12 protein-coding genes and 4 tRNA genes are annotated in these 14,103 nt (G+C 54.0%); 15 read left to right on the top strand and 1 reads right to left on the bottom strand.

Going from position 1 to position 14,103, the window contains the following annotated elements; translation table 11 throughout:
- Positions 1-38 precede the first annotated feature (38 nt).
- The 9 genes from GEOB_RS15020 (at position 39) to GEOB_RS14980 (ending at position 4,580) form a co-directional block, all read left to right on the top strand.
- On the top strand, positions 39-1,097 hold the full coding sequence (locus GEOB_RS15020; RefSeq protein WP_012648094.1) for a sensor domain-containing diguanylate cyclase: 1,059 nt from the start codon (positions 39-41) through the stop codon (positions 1,095-1,097).
- Between the two features lie 19 nt (positions 1,098-1,116).
- Entirely contained in the window at positions 1,117-2,265 is a 1,149-nt protein-coding gene (locus GEOB_RS15015; protein WP_012648093.1) for a right-handed parallel beta-helix repeat-containing protein, read from the top strand.
- 40 nt (positions 2,266-2,305) lie between these two features.
- Positions 2,306-3,022: a ribonuclease PH gene (gene rph / locus GEOB_RS15010; protein ID WP_012648092.1), complete on the top strand. Its 717-nt coding sequence runs from the start codon at positions 2,306-2,308 to the stop codon at positions 3,020-3,022.
- Positions 3,019-3,615: an XTP/dITP diphosphatase gene (locus GEOB_RS15005; RefSeq protein WP_012648091.1), complete on the top strand. Its 597-nt coding sequence runs from the start codon at positions 3,019-3,021 to the stop codon at positions 3,613-3,615. Before rph ends, GEOB_RS15005 begins: the two co-directional genes overlap by 4 nt.
- 63 nt (positions 3,616-3,678) lie before the next feature.
- A tRNA-Pro gene (locus GEOB_RS15000) sits at positions 3,679-3,756 on the top strand.
- Positions 3,757-3,763: 7 nt separating this feature from the next.
- A tRNA-Arg gene (locus tag GEOB_RS14995) sits at positions 3,764-3,840 on the top strand.
- Positions 3,841-3,853: 13 nt separating this feature from the next.
- Positions 3,854-3,929, top strand: a tRNA-His gene (locus GEOB_RS14990).
- 51 nt (positions 3,930-3,980) lie between these two features.
- Positions 3,981-4,065, top strand: a tRNA-Leu gene (locus GEOB_RS14985).
- Positions 4,066-4,139: 74 nt separating this feature from the next.
- Positions 4,140-4,580 (top strand): hypothetical protein, encoded by a 441-nt coding sequence (locus GEOB_RS14980; protein ID WP_012648090.1) that lies wholly within the window; start codon positions 4,140-4,142, stop codon positions 4,578-4,580.
- A gap of 283 nt (positions 4,581-4,863) precedes the next feature.
- Here the strand turns inward: GEOB_RS14980 and GEOB_RS14975 are convergent, their stop codons facing one another.
- Entirely contained in the window at positions 4,864-7,134 is a 2,271-nt protein-coding gene (locus tag GEOB_RS14975) for a Tex family protein (RefSeq protein ID WP_012648089.1), read from the bottom strand.
- Between the two features lie 215 nt (positions 7,135-7,349).
- On the opposite strand from GEOB_RS14975, the gene GEOB_RS14970 reads away from it, so the two are divergent.
- The 6 genes from GEOB_RS14970 (at position 7,350) to GEOB_RS14945 (ending at position 13,973) form a co-directional block, all read left to right on the top strand.
- The gene (locus GEOB_RS14970; RefSeq protein ID WP_012648088.1) at positions 7,350-8,030 is read left to right on the top strand and encodes a site-2 protease family protein; all 681 of its coding nucleotides are present in this window, start codon (positions 7,350-7,352) and stop codon (positions 8,028-8,030) included.
- A gap of 53 nt (positions 8,031-8,083) precedes the next feature.
- A complete protein-coding gene (gene trpS, locus GEOB_RS14965) occupies positions 8,084-9,067 on the top strand; it encodes a tryptophan--tRNA ligase (RefSeq protein ID WP_012648087.1) in 984 nt (327 codons plus the stop codon).
- 15 nt (positions 9,068-9,082) lie between these two features.
- Positions 9,083-9,898: a segregation and condensation protein A gene (locus tag GEOB_RS14960; RefSeq protein ID WP_012648086.1), complete on the top strand. Its 816-nt coding sequence runs from the start codon at positions 9,083-9,085 to the stop codon at positions 9,896-9,898.
- Positions 9,882-10,466, top strand: coding sequence for an SMC-Scp complex subunit ScpB (scpB, locus tag GEOB_RS14955; RefSeq protein WP_083767159.1), 585 nt, complete (start codon positions 9,882-9,884; stop codon positions 10,464-10,466). Before GEOB_RS14960 ends, scpB begins: the two co-directional genes overlap by 17 nt.
- A gap of 76 nt (positions 10,467-10,542) precedes the next feature.
- The gene (gene amrB, locus GEOB_RS14950) at positions 10,543-11,346 is read left to right on the top strand and encodes an AmmeMemoRadiSam system protein B (RefSeq protein WP_012648084.1); all 804 of its coding nucleotides are present in this window, start codon (positions 10,543-10,545) and stop codon (positions 11,344-11,346) included.
- Positions 11,346-13,973 (top strand): A-adding tRNA nucleotidyltransferase, encoded by a 2,628-nt coding sequence (locus GEOB_RS14945; RefSeq protein WP_012648083.1) that lies wholly within the window; start codon positions 11,346-11,348, stop codon positions 13,971-13,973. The genes amrB and GEOB_RS14945 overlap by 1 nt, the downstream gene beginning before the upstream one ends.
- The last annotated feature ends 130 nt before the right edge of the window (positions 13,974-14,103 follow it).

Genomic DNA, 14,103 nt, shown 5'->3' with positions numbered 1-14,103 from the left:
TGTGCTATCAGTTACCGATTAATTCAAACGGGGTAAGTATGGCGACAAGGGATAAGGAAAGAGACGCGCTGGAGGCGCAGGTCAAAGCGCTGAAAGAGCTGATTGAAGTGGCCAAGGCCGTTGTCTCCACCTTGGATCTTGATACGGTGCTCCAGGCCATCCTGACAAGCGCCATGCATTTTGCTGAAACGCCAGCCGGCAGCGTGGGGCTTTACGACGAAAACAAACATGAGCTGTCCCTGCATGCCCATTCGGGTTTAACTGCCGACTTCATCAAGAAGGAACGTTGGGATGTCTCTCCTGGCGGACTTACGGAACAGGTACTTAAGGCCAGGGAGATCTTCTTTGTTGAAAATACTGCTACAGCCAATTTTTCCCAGAATCCCATGATGGTCAGGGAAGGGATCCAGTCGCTGGTCTGCGTTCCCCTTACCTTTGGCGATCGGGTGATGGGGGTCCTGTACCTGGACGATTTTGTTCCCCGTGTCTTCGACAAGGAGCGGATGAATCTTCTATCGGTACTTTCCTCATTTGCCGCCATGGCCATTTATAATGCCAAGCTGCACAACAGGACAAAGCTTCTTGCCATAACCGATGCCCTTACCGGTCTGTACAACCACCGCCATTTTCACCATATTTTCAGCATTGAAATGGGCAGATGTAAACGCTATCACAAGGATCTGTCCATTATCATGCTTGATGTTGATGACTTTAAAAAATTCAATGACAGATATGGTCATTCGACAGGGGATCTGGTCCTTACCTCCATCGGCGAGCTCATAGCTGGAACACTCAGGGGGGTTGACTATGCCTTTCGTTATGGAGGAGAGGAATTCATCGTTCTTCTGCCTGAAACTCGCCTTGAGCAGGCATTCCAGGTTGCAGAGCGGCTTCGCCAGATAATCGAGACGGAAACGGCGACAAAATTCACCAAGCTTGCCGGACATGGAGTTACTGTCAGTGTGGGAGTAGCCTCTTATCCGGTCGACGCCGACAAGAAGGATCAATTATTCGAAAAGGTCGATGCACTGCTTTACCAGGCCAAGGTGTTCGGCAAGAACAAGGTGTATTACAGCAAGGAGGAGACGGCGGTTTAATTACTGACGTCGTGCCATCATGTATCTGATTTTCAAGAAAGTCTGCGTTTATGCTGCTGTCGCCATGGGGTTGGCTTTGTCAGGAAATCCCGGTCCGGCAACCGCAGGAGACCGGGATAACAAAACTGATAGTCCGGATCGTACGGTTCTGTCTCCTGTTGCCGACCTGACCTATAAAAACAGGACCATCGCCGAGGATGTAACCTGGAAGGGCAATGTGCTTGTCGAAGGTGGACTCATTCTTGCCCCTCAGGCAACTCTTACACTAGAGCCAGGCACCACTGTTTTCTTCAGGCAGTCACCTGGTGGGGACAAACCGGTTTTCTTGATACATGGCAGAATCCAGGCACTTGGGGGGGCAGACAAACCAGTAGTTTTCACCTCTTTATATACGGAGCCGACACAGGGAGACTGGCAAGGGATCGTCATCATGTCCAGCGACAAGAAAAATGTCCTGGAAAACTGCCGGATAACAGGTGCTGAAACTGGGATCGAGGCTCTTTTTTCCAGAATAACCCTTAAAAATGTCGGTTTTGCGGCTTGTGGCACAGGTGCCAGGATTCAGGACTGCATGGCTGTTATCGTCGGAGGCGGGGCCACTAATTGCAATATCGGGTTGGAACTGACGGAAACCGAGGCTGATGTGCGAGATGTTAATTATTCAGGCAATGGACAGGCGGTAGTTGCTTTCCAGTCTTCCCTTTATCTGGGTGGATCAACATTCTACAGCAACAGCCTGGAGGCGGTCAAAGTCGAAGGAGGACGGATCAGGATTATTGGCAACAGCTTCAGTGTCAACGGCAGCGGCGTTACCCTGATCCAGGGTGAAGGCACGCTATCAGGAAACAGGATCCTGAAAAACAAAGACTATGGCGTTACTCTGTCCAAAGCCAGGGTGAAGGTGACTGCCAACGACATTTCCCATAACAGCAAGGTGGGTCTCAGGGTGGAAGACGGCAAGGGGGTTGCCTGGGGAAACACTTTTGTCGGCAACGGGGATTACGACCTATACAATGCCGGAGCAGATGATTTCAAGGCAATGGGTAATTGGTGGGGAGAGGGCACCCCGACCACCGGCAAGCGTATCTTCGACAAGAAGAGCAACACTTCCATCGGCAGGGTTCTTTACCTGCCAGTTCTTCAGGCCAAACCCCAATCCGACTTGTAGATTTCACAGCTTTTAATAACCATCATTATCAGGGAGAATTATGCGCTTTGACGGACGTGGAGAAGGAAGTCTCAGAGAAGTTAGAATAACCCGCAATTACATAAAGCATGCGGAAGGATCGGTACTGGTTGAATTCGGAGATACCAAGGTCATCTGTACCGCTTCCGTAGAATCATCGGTTCCGCCCTTTTTGCGCGGCAAGGGAACAGGTTGGGTCACAGCGGAATATTCGATGTTGCCCAGGGCTACCCATAGCCGGTCGCCAAGGGAAGCAGCGAAAGGGAAGGTGGGGGGGCGGACCCACGAAATACAGCGGCTGATCGGTCGTTCCTTGCGGGCGGTGGTGGATATGTCCCTCCTTGGCGAGAGAAGCATAATTATTGACTGTGATGTCATTCAGGCTGACGGGGGCACACGTACGGCCTCCATAACAGGGGCCTACGTGGCGCTATGCGATGCATTGCAGGGGCTGGTGGCAAAGGGTGAACTGTCGTCATTGCCGATCCGCGAGGCTGTTGCAGCCGTTAGTGTCGGCATCGTTGGCGGAGTTGCAGTTCTCGATCTGAATTATGTGGAGGACTCTGCTGCCGAGGTGGATATGAACTTTGTCATGACCTCCTCCAACCGTTTCGTCGAGGTCCAGGGAACTGCCGAGGCTGAACCTTTCACTATCGAGCAGATGGATGCCATGCGCACCCTGGCCGTTGACGGTATCAAGCAGTTGTTTCAGATTCAACAGGCGGTTCTCGCCCGATGAAAGAACTTGTGGTCGCCACGGGCAACAGGGGCAAGCTGCTGGAAATTGAGGATCTGTTGCGCGGATGCGTCGAAAAGCTCCTTTCCCCAGCTGATTTTTCCTCATTTCCAGCTGTAGTTGAAGACGGATTGACTTTCACGGAAAATGCAGTGAAAAAGGCAAAAGCCGCTGCAGAGGCTACAGGTAAGCCCGTTCTCGCAGATGATTCCGGGCTTGTTGTCGACGCCCTGGAGGGCAATCCCGGCGTATTCTCGGCCAGATTTGCCGGGGAAGGGGCCAGCGACGCGGACAATAACGACAAGCTGCTTGGAGAGCTGGCTCGACTACCGGAGACGGAGCGTTCGGCTGCGTTTCACTGTGTCGTGGCCCTATGTTACCCGGACGGGTCCTGCCGTACTTTCGATGGGGAACTGCGCGGCCTGATCCTGGACAGCCCCAGGGGATCAGAGGGATTCGGTTATGACCCTCTTTTTCTGGTTCCCGAGTATAGCCTGACCCTGGCCGAACTGCCCATGAGCATAAAAAACAGGATCAGTCATCGGGGCAAAGCTCTTGAAGCCCTGAAGGAATTTCTTGCCACGGTAAACACTTAGTTGAAATTTGAGTAAAAAAGCTTGCAGGTCACCCAATCCTGTGCTATAAAGTTTGTCTTCGATCGGGGTGTAGCGCAGCCTGGCTAGCGCACCTGCCTTGGGAGCAGGGGGTCGGAGGTTCGAATCCTCTCACCCCGACCATTTTTGTGCGCCTGTGGCTCAGTTGGATAGAGCAACGGACTTCTAATCCGTAGGTCAGAGGTTCGAATCCTCTCAGGCGCGCCATTTCCCACATATGGTGGCTATGGTGAAGCGGTTAACACAAACGACTGTGACTCGTTCATACGTGGGTTCGAATCCCACTAGCCACCCCAACTAGACACAAAGCCCCGCCAAAAACGGGGCTTATTATTAGTGACAGATAAGCGAGATTGGCGGAATTGGCAGACGCACCAGACTTAGGATCTGGCGGGGTAACTCGTGGGAGTTCAAGTCTCCCATCTCGCACCATTTAGCAATCTTTGAGGTTTGACCGAAACGGTTAAACCTTTTTTCATGGGCGAAAACACCGCAAGAGGAAGGTCATGACAGGAAGAATATTGGCTGCAGGCAGTGAAATAGAATCAATGTGTACTCGATGCAAGGCTGTGTATAACCATACCATAATTGCCATGGTGGGAGGACGCGTGGCCCGCGTCAAATGCAACACCTGCGGCAGCGAACATAACCATCGTGCTGAGAAGCCGAAAGAAGACCCTAAACCGCGCAGAGCCGCTTCAGGATCAACTGCATCGCCGCGGCCGAAGGTGAAAAAAGACGCCGGAGAATCAGAGCGCGAAGAGTGGGAACGGCTTTTTCACACCAAAGATACCGGGCGGGCAATTCCCTACGATATGGAAGGTTCCTTTAAAGTAGAGGATCTCCTGGATCACCCGGTATTCGGCTTTGGCGTGGTCTGCTCCCGCCAGCAAGGCAAGATAGAGGTCCTCTTCAACATCGGCAGGAAACTCCTCCGCTGTAAATAGTTTCCATCCGGAAAGGGTTCTTTTCTGCCCTGGCGGCGTCAATCTGCGGGCTTACTTGTGCGACGTACCGATGTACGTCTCCGCGCAAGCCCTTGATTTCCTTGCCAGAACAAAAAATCCCCTCTTTCCGAATCGGAAACCACTAGTTTCTCATCCGGAGTTTCCGGATGGAAACTAAATAATTACAGCAGTTCAGCAAAAGCAAAGGCGCCAATAATCCAGGAGCATCAGTTGTCCTTGATAATTGGCGCCTTTCTGTCTCAGGCAATCTTTTTTCACGATCCTATTTTTTTACACGGAATCCCGCCTTTTCCCAGCCACTCAAATCTGCAGCCCCTGTATTTTTCCCGGCTGCGGGGCGTGATGCTGGTTTTTCCTTCTCTCTGCCTGGTTCAGCTTCTTTAATCGACAGAGATATTCGCTTCCGCTGCAGGTCCACGGCAAGAACCTTCACCTTGACGATTTCCCCAACTTTTACCGCTTCGCTTGCTTCCCTGACAAAGCGCCGGGACAGGTGGCTCACATGGACAAGGCCGTCCTGGTGAACGCCGATATCCACAAACGCGCCAAACGCAGCCACGTTGGTGACAGTCCCCTGGAGGATCATCCCTTCCTGGAGGTCGCCGATAGTTGTTACGTCGTCACGCAGGGTCGCGGTCTCGAATTTGGCCCTGGGGTCCCGCCCCGGCTTTTTCAACTCTTCGATGATATCCCTCAGGGTCGGCAACCCGACCATGTCAGTCACGTAGCGTTTCAGATCGATCCGGCCGACGATGGAAGGCTCCTTCACCATGTCTGCAACGGTAGTGGAAAGGTCCTGGGCCATGGCTGACACCAGCGAATAGTTTTCCGGGTGCACGGCGGTGTTGTCCAGGGGGTTCTCGCCATTTCTGATGCGCAGGAACCCTGCCGCCTGCTCGAAAGTCTTCGGCCCGAAACGGCTGACCTTGAGCAGCGTCTGTCGGGAGGCAAACGGTCCATTCTGGTCGCGATGACTGGTAATGGCCCGCGCCTGTGTTTCATTCAGGCCCGAAACATAGGAAAGCAGCGCCCACGAGGCGGTATTCAGGTCGACACCGACGAAATTCACGCACGACTCGACCACCGCGTCCAGGGACTTTTTCAGGGCGTTCTGATTCACATCATGCTGATACTGGCCGACGCCGATACTTTTCGGATCGATCTTGACCAACTCGGCAAGGGGGTCCTGGAGACGCCTGGCGATGGATATGGCGCCACGCACCGTCAGGTCCAGCTCGGGAAATTCCTCACGGGCGATATCCGATGCCGAGTAGACACTGGCTCCCGCCTCGTTGACGACAACGACCGGCAGCCGGAGACCGGCTTCCGTCAGTGTCTGGCGGACGAACAGCTCCATTTCACGGCCGGCGGTACCGTTGCCGATGGCCACCAGTTCGCTCTGGTGGCTGTGGATCATGCGCAGCAGCTCCCTTTTTGCCGGCTCGATATTGCCGCTCCCGGTGTGGGGATAGATGGTGCAGTGGCCGAGGAAACGGCCGGTTTCATCCACTGCTGCCAGTTTGGAGCCGGTGCGCAAGCCCGGGTCAACGCCCAGCACGCGTTTGTTTCCCGCCGGCGGCAGCAGCAGCAGGTTCTTCAGATTTTCGGCAAAAACGGCAATGGCCGCTTCATCGGCCCGATTCTTGGATTCCAGTCGCAGCTCCACTTCAATGGAAGGTGCAACAAGCCTGCGGTACGCATCTTCGGCAATGGCTTCCAGGAGCGGGCGGAAGATGCTGTCCCCCTTGATCAGCCTGGATTTCAGCCCTGCCAGAATTTCATCCACCGGGGCAATGATGGAGAGAAAGAGAAACTCTTCCTTTTCGCCGCGTCGCATGGCCAGCATCCGGTGGGACGGTATGGTCTTCAGCGGCTCCTGGTAGTCGTAGTACATCTCGAACTTGCTGACCGTCTCCTTTTTGTCAGGCGCCACCCGCGAACAGAATATCCCCTGCTCACCGGAAACACGGCGGACAAAAGACCGGGCATCGGCATCTTCGCTCAGGCGTTCGGCCAGGATATGTCCTGCCCCTTCCAGGGCCGCCGCCGCATCGGCTACATCCTTGTCCGGATTTACAAAGGGCGCTGCTGCTTCCTCGGGGGTGCCGGCAGTCAGTTCCTGGGCAGCGATGATGTCAGCCAACGGCTCCAGGCCACGCTCTTTGGCAATGGTCGCCTTGGTTCGCCGTTTTGGTTTATAGGGGAGATAAAGATCCTCAAGTTCTGTTTTTGTCCTGGTTTGTTCGATGCGGGTTTGCAGTTCAGGCGTCAGTTTTCCCTGTTCGCCGATGGTCTTGAGAACCGTTACTTTCCGCTCTTCCAGCTCGGAATGGTAAGCGAGATTATCTTCAATCTGGCGGATCTGCACCTCGTCCAGCTCGAAGGTCAGTTCTTTCCGGTAACGGGCAATGAAGGGGACGGTAGCCCCTTCCTGGAGGAGGGCGACAGTATTGGCCACCTGTTTGGCTGCGAGTCCGGTTTCTTCGACGATTACGTCAAGAATACGCGTCAGTTGCTGGTCTGTCAGAGTCATTGTTGTTCCTTCCGGTCTACGTTGGGCATCAAATGCTCCCATTGGAAAAGCTCAGATTGATACACTTTTTCCCAAACACGGGCAAGCAAAAATTATTTCATCTGAGCCGCAGCGGCTGGAGGAAAGCCGCCAGAAAGCAGCGCCGCCGTTGACTTTCCTCCCTTTATCTGTTAGATACAACAGGCTGATCAATCATCGAGAATCCCAGGAGTTTCATGGAGAATTTTTTCCTCAAGCTTTCAATCATGCTCGTTCCCGCTCTGATGGCCATTACCTGCCACGAAGTTTCCCACGGCTTCGTCGCCGACAAGTTCGGTGACAATACCGCCCGCTATATGGGCCGTCTGACCCTTAATCCCCTGAAGCACCTTGATATTTTCGGGACGTTGATGATTTTTATTGTCGGCATCGGATGGGCGAAGCCGGTGCCGGTCAACTTCAACAACCTGAGACATCCCAAACGGGATATGATCTGGGTTGCCGCGGCTGGCCCCATCACCAATTTCATCCTGGCAGCGGTTTCCGCTCTGGCCTTGCGAGTCCTGGCCACTCTCACCTATGATGGGTCCTCCATGCCGGCGGTTCAATCGGTTGTCGAGCCGGTGGCGTTGATGCTCGGCTTTTCAGTTTATATCAACCTGCTGCTGGCCATCTTCAATCTGATCCCCATGCCGCCGCTGGACGGGGGACGGGTTACCGCAGGATTACTGCCCTACCGCCAGTCCGAGGCTTTTTCGAGGCTTGAGCCATATGGCATGATCATTATTATTGCTCTGGTCTTTTTTACCGACATTTTCAGTTATGTCCTGCTGCCGATTTTAAGCGCGGGGATTCACCTGCTGGCCGGCCCGCAAAGCAGCCTTGTCTTCAGTGTCACCAAGCTGCTCATGCGATAAAGGGCACCCATGCGCTTCCTGCACCAAAAATATCCAAAAGGAGTCAGTACCAAATGAAAAACAAACGTATCGTCAGCGGCATGAGGCCGACCGGAAAGCTGCACCTGGGGCATTACCACGGGGTACTCTCCAATTGGCTCGAACTTCAGCAGGAATTCGAATGTTTCTTCTTTGCTGCCGACTGGCATTCGTTGACCACCGAATATGCCAATACGGAAGGGATCCGGGACAATATCCGCGACATGGTGCTCGACTGGCTGGCTTTCGGCATCGATCCCGATAAAAGTACCGTCTTCATCCAGAGCCAGGTACCGCAGCATGCGGAACTTAACCTGGTTCTTTCCATGATCACCCCCGTTTCCTGGCTAGAGCGCAATCCAACCTATAAGGAGATGCAGGAAAACCTGACGACCAAGGATCTTTCCACCTTCGGTTTTCTAGGTTACCCGGTGCTCATGGCTGCCGACATCATTGTCTATAAAGCGGCCCGCGTGCCTGTCGGCCAGGACCAGATCCCGCACCTGGAACTTACCCGGGAAATAGCCCGCCGTTTCAACTACCTCTATGGCGAGGTTTTCCCGGAGCCGTCTGCCCTTCTTACCGAGACCCCGAAGGTGGTGGGGCTTGACGGACGCAAGATGAGCAAGTCTTACGGCAATGCCATCTTCCTCTCCGACACCGCTGAAGAGACACGGAAAAAGGTCATGTCCATGGTGACCGATGCCCAGCGCCCATTGCGTAGTGATCCGGGCGAACCGGATCGGTGCGTGGCCTTCACCCTGCATAGCCTGTATGTGCCCGAGGAGAAACGGTCGGAGATCGTCAGCGCCTGTCGCAGTGCCCAGATCGGCTGCGTGGACTGCAAAAAGATCCTGGCCCAGTGCATGATCGACACCCTGGCTCCTTTCCGCAGCCGACGTGAAGAGCTGTCCGAGAAACCGGACCTGATCGATGAGGTGCTTGCAAACGGCGCAGTCAAGGCTGCCGAGGAAGCCGGCAAGACCATGACCGATGTGAGGGCTGCCCTTAAGGTATAGGGAGCACTCGATTTTATGGAAGTGATGACTGAAAACTCCTTATTTCCCACCGATGTTTCCTACCAGGTGAACATCGAGGAATTCGAAGGCCCCCTCGACCTGCTCCTGCATCTGATCAAGAAGAATGAAGTCGATATCTACAACATTCCCATTGCTGCCATAACACGGCAGTATCTGGATTACATCGACCTGCTGAAGGATCTGAATCTGGATATTGCCGGCGAATTTCTCGTCATGGCGGCAACGCTTCTTCAGATCAAGTCGAAGATGCTTCTTCCAGTTACTGTGGAAGAAGAGAGCGAAGAGGCAGAGGAAGACCCGAGGGCCGAGCTGGTACGCAGGCTTCTGGAATACCAGAAATACAAGGAAGCAGCCACCACCCTCGGCCAATGCGAGCTGCTGGGCCGGGACCTGTTTGCCCGCAAATTTCCTGCACCTGAACTTGCCTCCTTTGAAGCTGAAGAAGAACCTGCGGATGTGGAGCTGTTCGAGCTGATTGAGGCCTTTCAGCGCGTGCTGGCAAAGATCTCTCCGGACAGCTTCCATGAGGTTGGCGCCGACGGCCTCTCCATCGCCGATCGGATAACCGAGGTTCTAGCCCTGCTGGAGGGGGAGGAAGCCATAACCTTTGAGGCTCTTTTTATCGGCGATGTTACCCGGGATGCACTTGTCATCACTTTTCTTGCCGTTCTGGAGCTGTGCAAACTGAAGATGATCAGGATCACTCAGGTCAAAGAAAAGGGTACCATCTGGATCATGCCAGCAGTGGCCGATGGCGCTGATGAGCCTGAGGAAGTCGAAGAAGGGAATGCCCATGTCGGCGAATCTTAAATCAGTTATCGAGAGCCTCATATTCGTCTCTGAGCAGCCGGTCTCCCTGGACAGGCTCTGCGGAGTCCTCGAAGAGCACGAACGGCCGGAGATACGCGAAGCGCTGGAATTATTGGTCGAAGAGTACCGGGATTCCGCAAGGGGTATTGTTCTGGCAGAGGTGGCCGGTGGATACCAGTTTCGCAGTCGACCGGAGAATGCGGATTATCTTCGCCGGCTAACCCGCAGCAAAACCACGAAGTTCAGCCAGTCGGCCCTGGAAACCCTTGCCATCATCGCCTACCGCCAACCCATAACCCGTGCCGAGATAGAATATCTGCGCGGTGTCGATTCAGGGGGGGTGGTTAAGAGCTTGCTGGAAAAAAAGCTCCTGAAGATCCTCGGCAAAAAGGAAATTCCAGGCAAACCGCTGATCTATGGCACCTCCAGGGAATTTCTCGAACTGTTCAACCTGAAAGACCTGTCCAGCCTGCCGTCGTTGAAGGAGATCCAGGAACTGGCTCCGACAGATGCCTTTTCAGCCCAGCAGGATCTGCCCCTTGATGACCCGGAACAGCCAGACCAATAGCAGGCTGTGCTGGTGGTGTGCGGCAGTTGTGGTAATATTCTCTTGCTGCGTCTGTTAATAGCTAACGGGAGGCGCCATGATTCGTCAGCCGGCAGTGGCAGGTCAATTCTACACCGATGATCCGGATAAACTGCGAACCCAGCTAAAGGCAATGATTGCCCCTGCACCGTTCAAAGAGAGGGCCCTTGGGGTCATATCTCCCCATGCGGGATATATGTATTCAGGTGCCGTTGCCGGCAAACTGTTCGGCGAGGTGGCTGTTCCATCGACGGTCGTCATACTTGGCCCCAACCATCATGGAATTGGCGCCCGTGCCGCCATCTTTCCCGAGGGAAGCTGGCAGACCCCCCTGGGAACTGCACCGGTAAACAGCTCCCTTGCTACCCTCATCAAAAAACACTCCTCTATCGTTGAAGCAGATCAAAAAGCCCATATCTTTGAACATTCCCTGGAGGTTCAACTCCCTTTTCTCCAGTTTCTCAGGCCGGACGTCAGCATTGTCCCTGTTTGCCTGGGGTTCCGCGACTTCAAGAGCTGCCTCCTGCTGGGCTCGGGCATTGCCTCTGCCATCAGGGACTATGGCGATGAGGTTCTGATCGTGGCAAGCAGCGACATGACCCATTATGAGACTGCGGCCAGCGCAAAGCAGAAGGATGAACAAGCCATTAACATGGTGCTTGCGCTTGATGCTGAAGGGTTGTTGCTGGTCTGTGCACAGAAGGATATTACCATGTGCGGTGTGGTTCCTGCCACGGTCATGCTTGTCGCGGCCAAGGGCCTCGGAGCGACAAAGGCCAGGCTGGTGCAGTACGCCACCAGCGGCGATGTTACGGGAGACAACCGCCAGGTTGTGGCCTATGCGGCACTGACGGTACAGTGATGGATGTCATTACCACCCATGTGAATGCCGACTTCGATTGCCTTGGGGCAATGGTTGCGGCAAAAAAGCTCTACCCGGACGCGCTGATGGTTTTTTCCGGAGCCCAGGAAAAAAGCATGCGCGACTTTTTCCTCAAATCCACCGGCTATGCCCTCAATTTCACCAGGCTGAAGGATCTTGACCTGGGTAGCATCACCCGCCTCATCCTCGTCGATTGTCAGCACTCCTCACGCATCGGAAGATTCTCGGAAATCCTTAACCGGCCGGGTTTGGAAATCCACATCTACGATCACCACCCCGAATCATCGGGCGACATCTCCCCAACCGGCGGTGTGATCCGCGCCAGCGGATCTTCTACCACCATCCTTACCTCCCTTTTGCGGGAGAAGGGGATAAATGTAAACGCTACCGAAGCGACGCTGATGATGCTTGGCATCTACGAAGACACCGGCAGCCTCATCTTTCCCTCGACCACAACCGAAGATTTTCATGCTGCAGCCTGGCTGCTGGAGCATGGGGCCAGTCTCAATACAGTTGCCGACTTCATAACCCAGGAACTTACTGCCGAACAGGTTTCTCTTTTGAACGACCTGCTGAAATCCCTTAAAACCACTGAGCTTCACGGAGTGGAGATCTCCATCGCCCAGGCTTCGGTCGATTACTACATCGGGGATATTGCCGTTCTTGCCCATATGATGCGGGATATGGAAAACCTGGAGGCTCTTTTTGTAGTTGTCGGCATGGCGAGTCGGGTTTATATCGTTGCCAGAAGCAGGATTCCCGAGGTGAATGTCAGCGATATCCTTCATGAATTCGGCGGCGGCGGTCATTCTTCTGCCGCTTCGGCAGCCATTAAGGGCCTGACAGTGATACAGGTCCTGGAGAAGCTTGAAACGGTCCTGCGGGCAAGGGTCAATCCGAAAAGGGTTGCCGGAGATATCATGTCTTCACCGGTGAAAACCATCGATGCCACGGCAACCATGGAAGAGGCCCGGGACATGTTGACCCGCTACAACGTCAATGCCTTGCCGGTTATCAAGGACAAGCGGTTGGCCGGCATCATATCCAGAAGAATTGTGGAAAAATCCCTCTACCACAACCTTGGTCAGGTTCCTGTCACCGATTACATGCATTCCGAATTTATGAACGCTGCACCCGATACCAGCATAAAGGAAATCCAGGACTACATGATCGGGCGCGACCGGCGCATGGTCCCTGTCCTGGACAAGGGCCGGCTTGCAGGGGTAGTGACGCGCACCGACATTCTTCGCTACATGCACAACGGCGAAGGGCTTTATGATCTTGCACGTAATGCCGTGCCCATGAAGAGCAAGGAGGTCAGGGGGCTGATGGGCAAAAACCTGGCGCCGCGGATTCAGCAGATTCTTCATGAGCTTGGCCGGGTGGGGGACTCCCTTGACGTGCCCGTTTTTGCGGTGGGGGGATTTGTCAGGGACCTGCTGATGAACGTACCCAATCTGGATATGGATGTGACGGTGGAAGGAGACGGGATACTCTTTGCCGAGACCTTTGCCGGCCAGTACGGTTGCCGGGTCAAGAGCCATGATAAATTCGGTACGGCGGTGATTGTCTTTCCCGACGGCTTCAAGATAGATGTGGCCAGTACCCGCCTGGAATATTATGTTTCACCCGGAGCACTTCCCACCGTCGAGCGCTCTTCACTGAAAATGGATCTCTATCGCCGTGATTTCACCATCAATACTCTGGCCATCAGGCTCAATGAATCAGAATTCGGGGTGATGCTCGATTTTTTCGGAGCCCAACGGGACCTGCAGGATCATCTGATCCGGGTTCTGCATAATCTGTCCTTCGTTGAAGATCCGACCCGTGTCTTCCGCGCCATCCGTTTCGAGCAGCGTCTTGATTTTACCATTGCCAAGCATACGGAGAACCTCATCAAGAACGCGGTCAAGATGGATTTTCTTGAAAAGCTGGGCGGTAAAAGGCTTCTGACCGAGCTGGTTTATATCCTGCGTGAGAATGAGCCATTGAAAGCCATCGAGCGGATGGCCTCTTTCGGCCTTCTCCGGTTCATCCATCCGGAGCTGGAATTGACTACCGGGACGAGAAACATGCTGGAAGAAGCACGCAGGATCATTTCCTGGTTCGACCTGTTGTTCCTTAACCGGGCCTACGAGCGTTGGGCCGTTTATTTTCTTGTCTTGTGTGAATCCCTGACCCATGATCAGTTGTGGGGAGCATGCACCAGGCTGGCGGTCAGCGAACATTACCGGGAGAAGCTGTTCGAGACGCGCAGGCAGGGTGAGGAGGCGCTTGCCACAATCGAGAAAAAAATTGCCAGGACCGGAGCCATTGAAAAGAGTGAGGTCTACTTTCTGCTGAAAGATCTTCCTGTGGAAGTCCTGCTCTATTTGATGGCAAAAACCGGCAGTGAAGAAGTCAAAAAATGGCTGTCCCTCTATTTTACCCAGCTGCAGAATGTTCGCTGCTTCGTAACCGGTCATGACCTTAAACGCCTGCAAGTGCCGCCGGGCCCTCTTTATAAGGATCTTCTCGACCTTGTGCTGAAGGCACGTCTGGATGGCAGGGTCATCAGCCGCGAAGACGAGCTGGAACTGGTGAGGCATAAATTGAAGAAACTGTAGCAAATTTGCAACAATCCCTCCTCCAAAAGGCTTACTTTCATTTCCGGTGCCCCCAGTCACATAAACATAAAGCTCCATCGGGTAATACTGTAGCATGTCAGGCTTATTCAAGAGTGAATCAAGCCCAGCC

Source organism: Geotalea daltonii FRC-32 (assembly GCF_000022265.1).
GTDB classification, from domain to species: Bacteria; Desulfobacterota; Desulfuromonadia; order Geobacterales; family Geobacteraceae; genus Geotalea; species Geotalea daltonii.
This window is presented reverse-complemented; position numbering and strand designations above follow the sequence as displayed.

What these genes read in the sequence shown, in the direction of transcription:
- GEOB_RS15015 (WP_012648093.1), top strand. Translation starts at nt 1,117, where the DNA reads ATGTATCTGATTTTCAAGAAAGTCTGCGTTTATGCTGCTGTCGCCATG.
- trpS (WP_012648087.1), top strand. Translation starts at nt 8,084, where the DNA reads ATGAAAAACAAACGTATCGTCAGCGGCATGAGGCCGACCGGAAAGCTG.
- GEOB_RS15005 (WP_012648091.1), top strand. Translation starts at nt 3,019, where the DNA reads ATGAAAGAACTTGTGGTCGCCACGGGCAACAGGGGCAAGCTGCTGGAA.
- scpB (WP_083767159.1), top strand. Translation starts at nt 9,882, where the DNA reads ATGTCGGCGAATCTTAAATCAGTTATCGAGAGCCTCATATTCGTCTCT.
- amrB (WP_012648084.1), top strand. Translation starts at nt 10,543, where the DNA reads ATGATTCGTCAGCCGGCAGTGGCAGGTCAATTCTACACCGATGATCCG.
- GEOB_RS14975 (WP_012648089.1), bottom strand. Translation starts at nt 7,134, where the DNA reads ATGACTCTGACAGACCAGCAACTGACGCGTATTCTTGACGTAATCGTC.
- GEOB_RS15020 (WP_012648094.1), top strand. Translation starts at nt 39, where the DNA reads ATGGCGACAAGGGATAAGGAAAGAGACGCGCTGGAGGCGCAGGTCAAA.
- GEOB_RS14960 (WP_012648086.1), top strand. Translation starts at nt 9,083, where the DNA reads ATGGAAGTGATGACTGAAAACTCCTTATTTCCCACCGATGTTTCCTAC.
- GEOB_RS14980 (WP_012648090.1), top strand. Translation starts at nt 4,140, where the DNA reads ATGACAGGAAGAATATTGGCTGCAGGCAGTGAAATAGAATCAATGTGT.
- rph (WP_012648092.1), top strand. Translation starts at nt 2,306, where the DNA reads ATGCGCTTTGACGGACGTGGAGAAGGAAGTCTCAGAGAAGTTAGAATA.
- GEOB_RS14945 (WP_012648083.1), top strand. Translation starts at nt 11,346, where the DNA reads ATGGATGTCATTACCACCCATGTGAATGCCGACTTCGATTGCCTTGGG.
- GEOB_RS14970 (WP_012648088.1), top strand. Translation starts at nt 7,350, where the DNA reads ATGGAGAATTTTTTCCTCAAGCTTTCAATCATGCTCGTTCCCGCTCTG.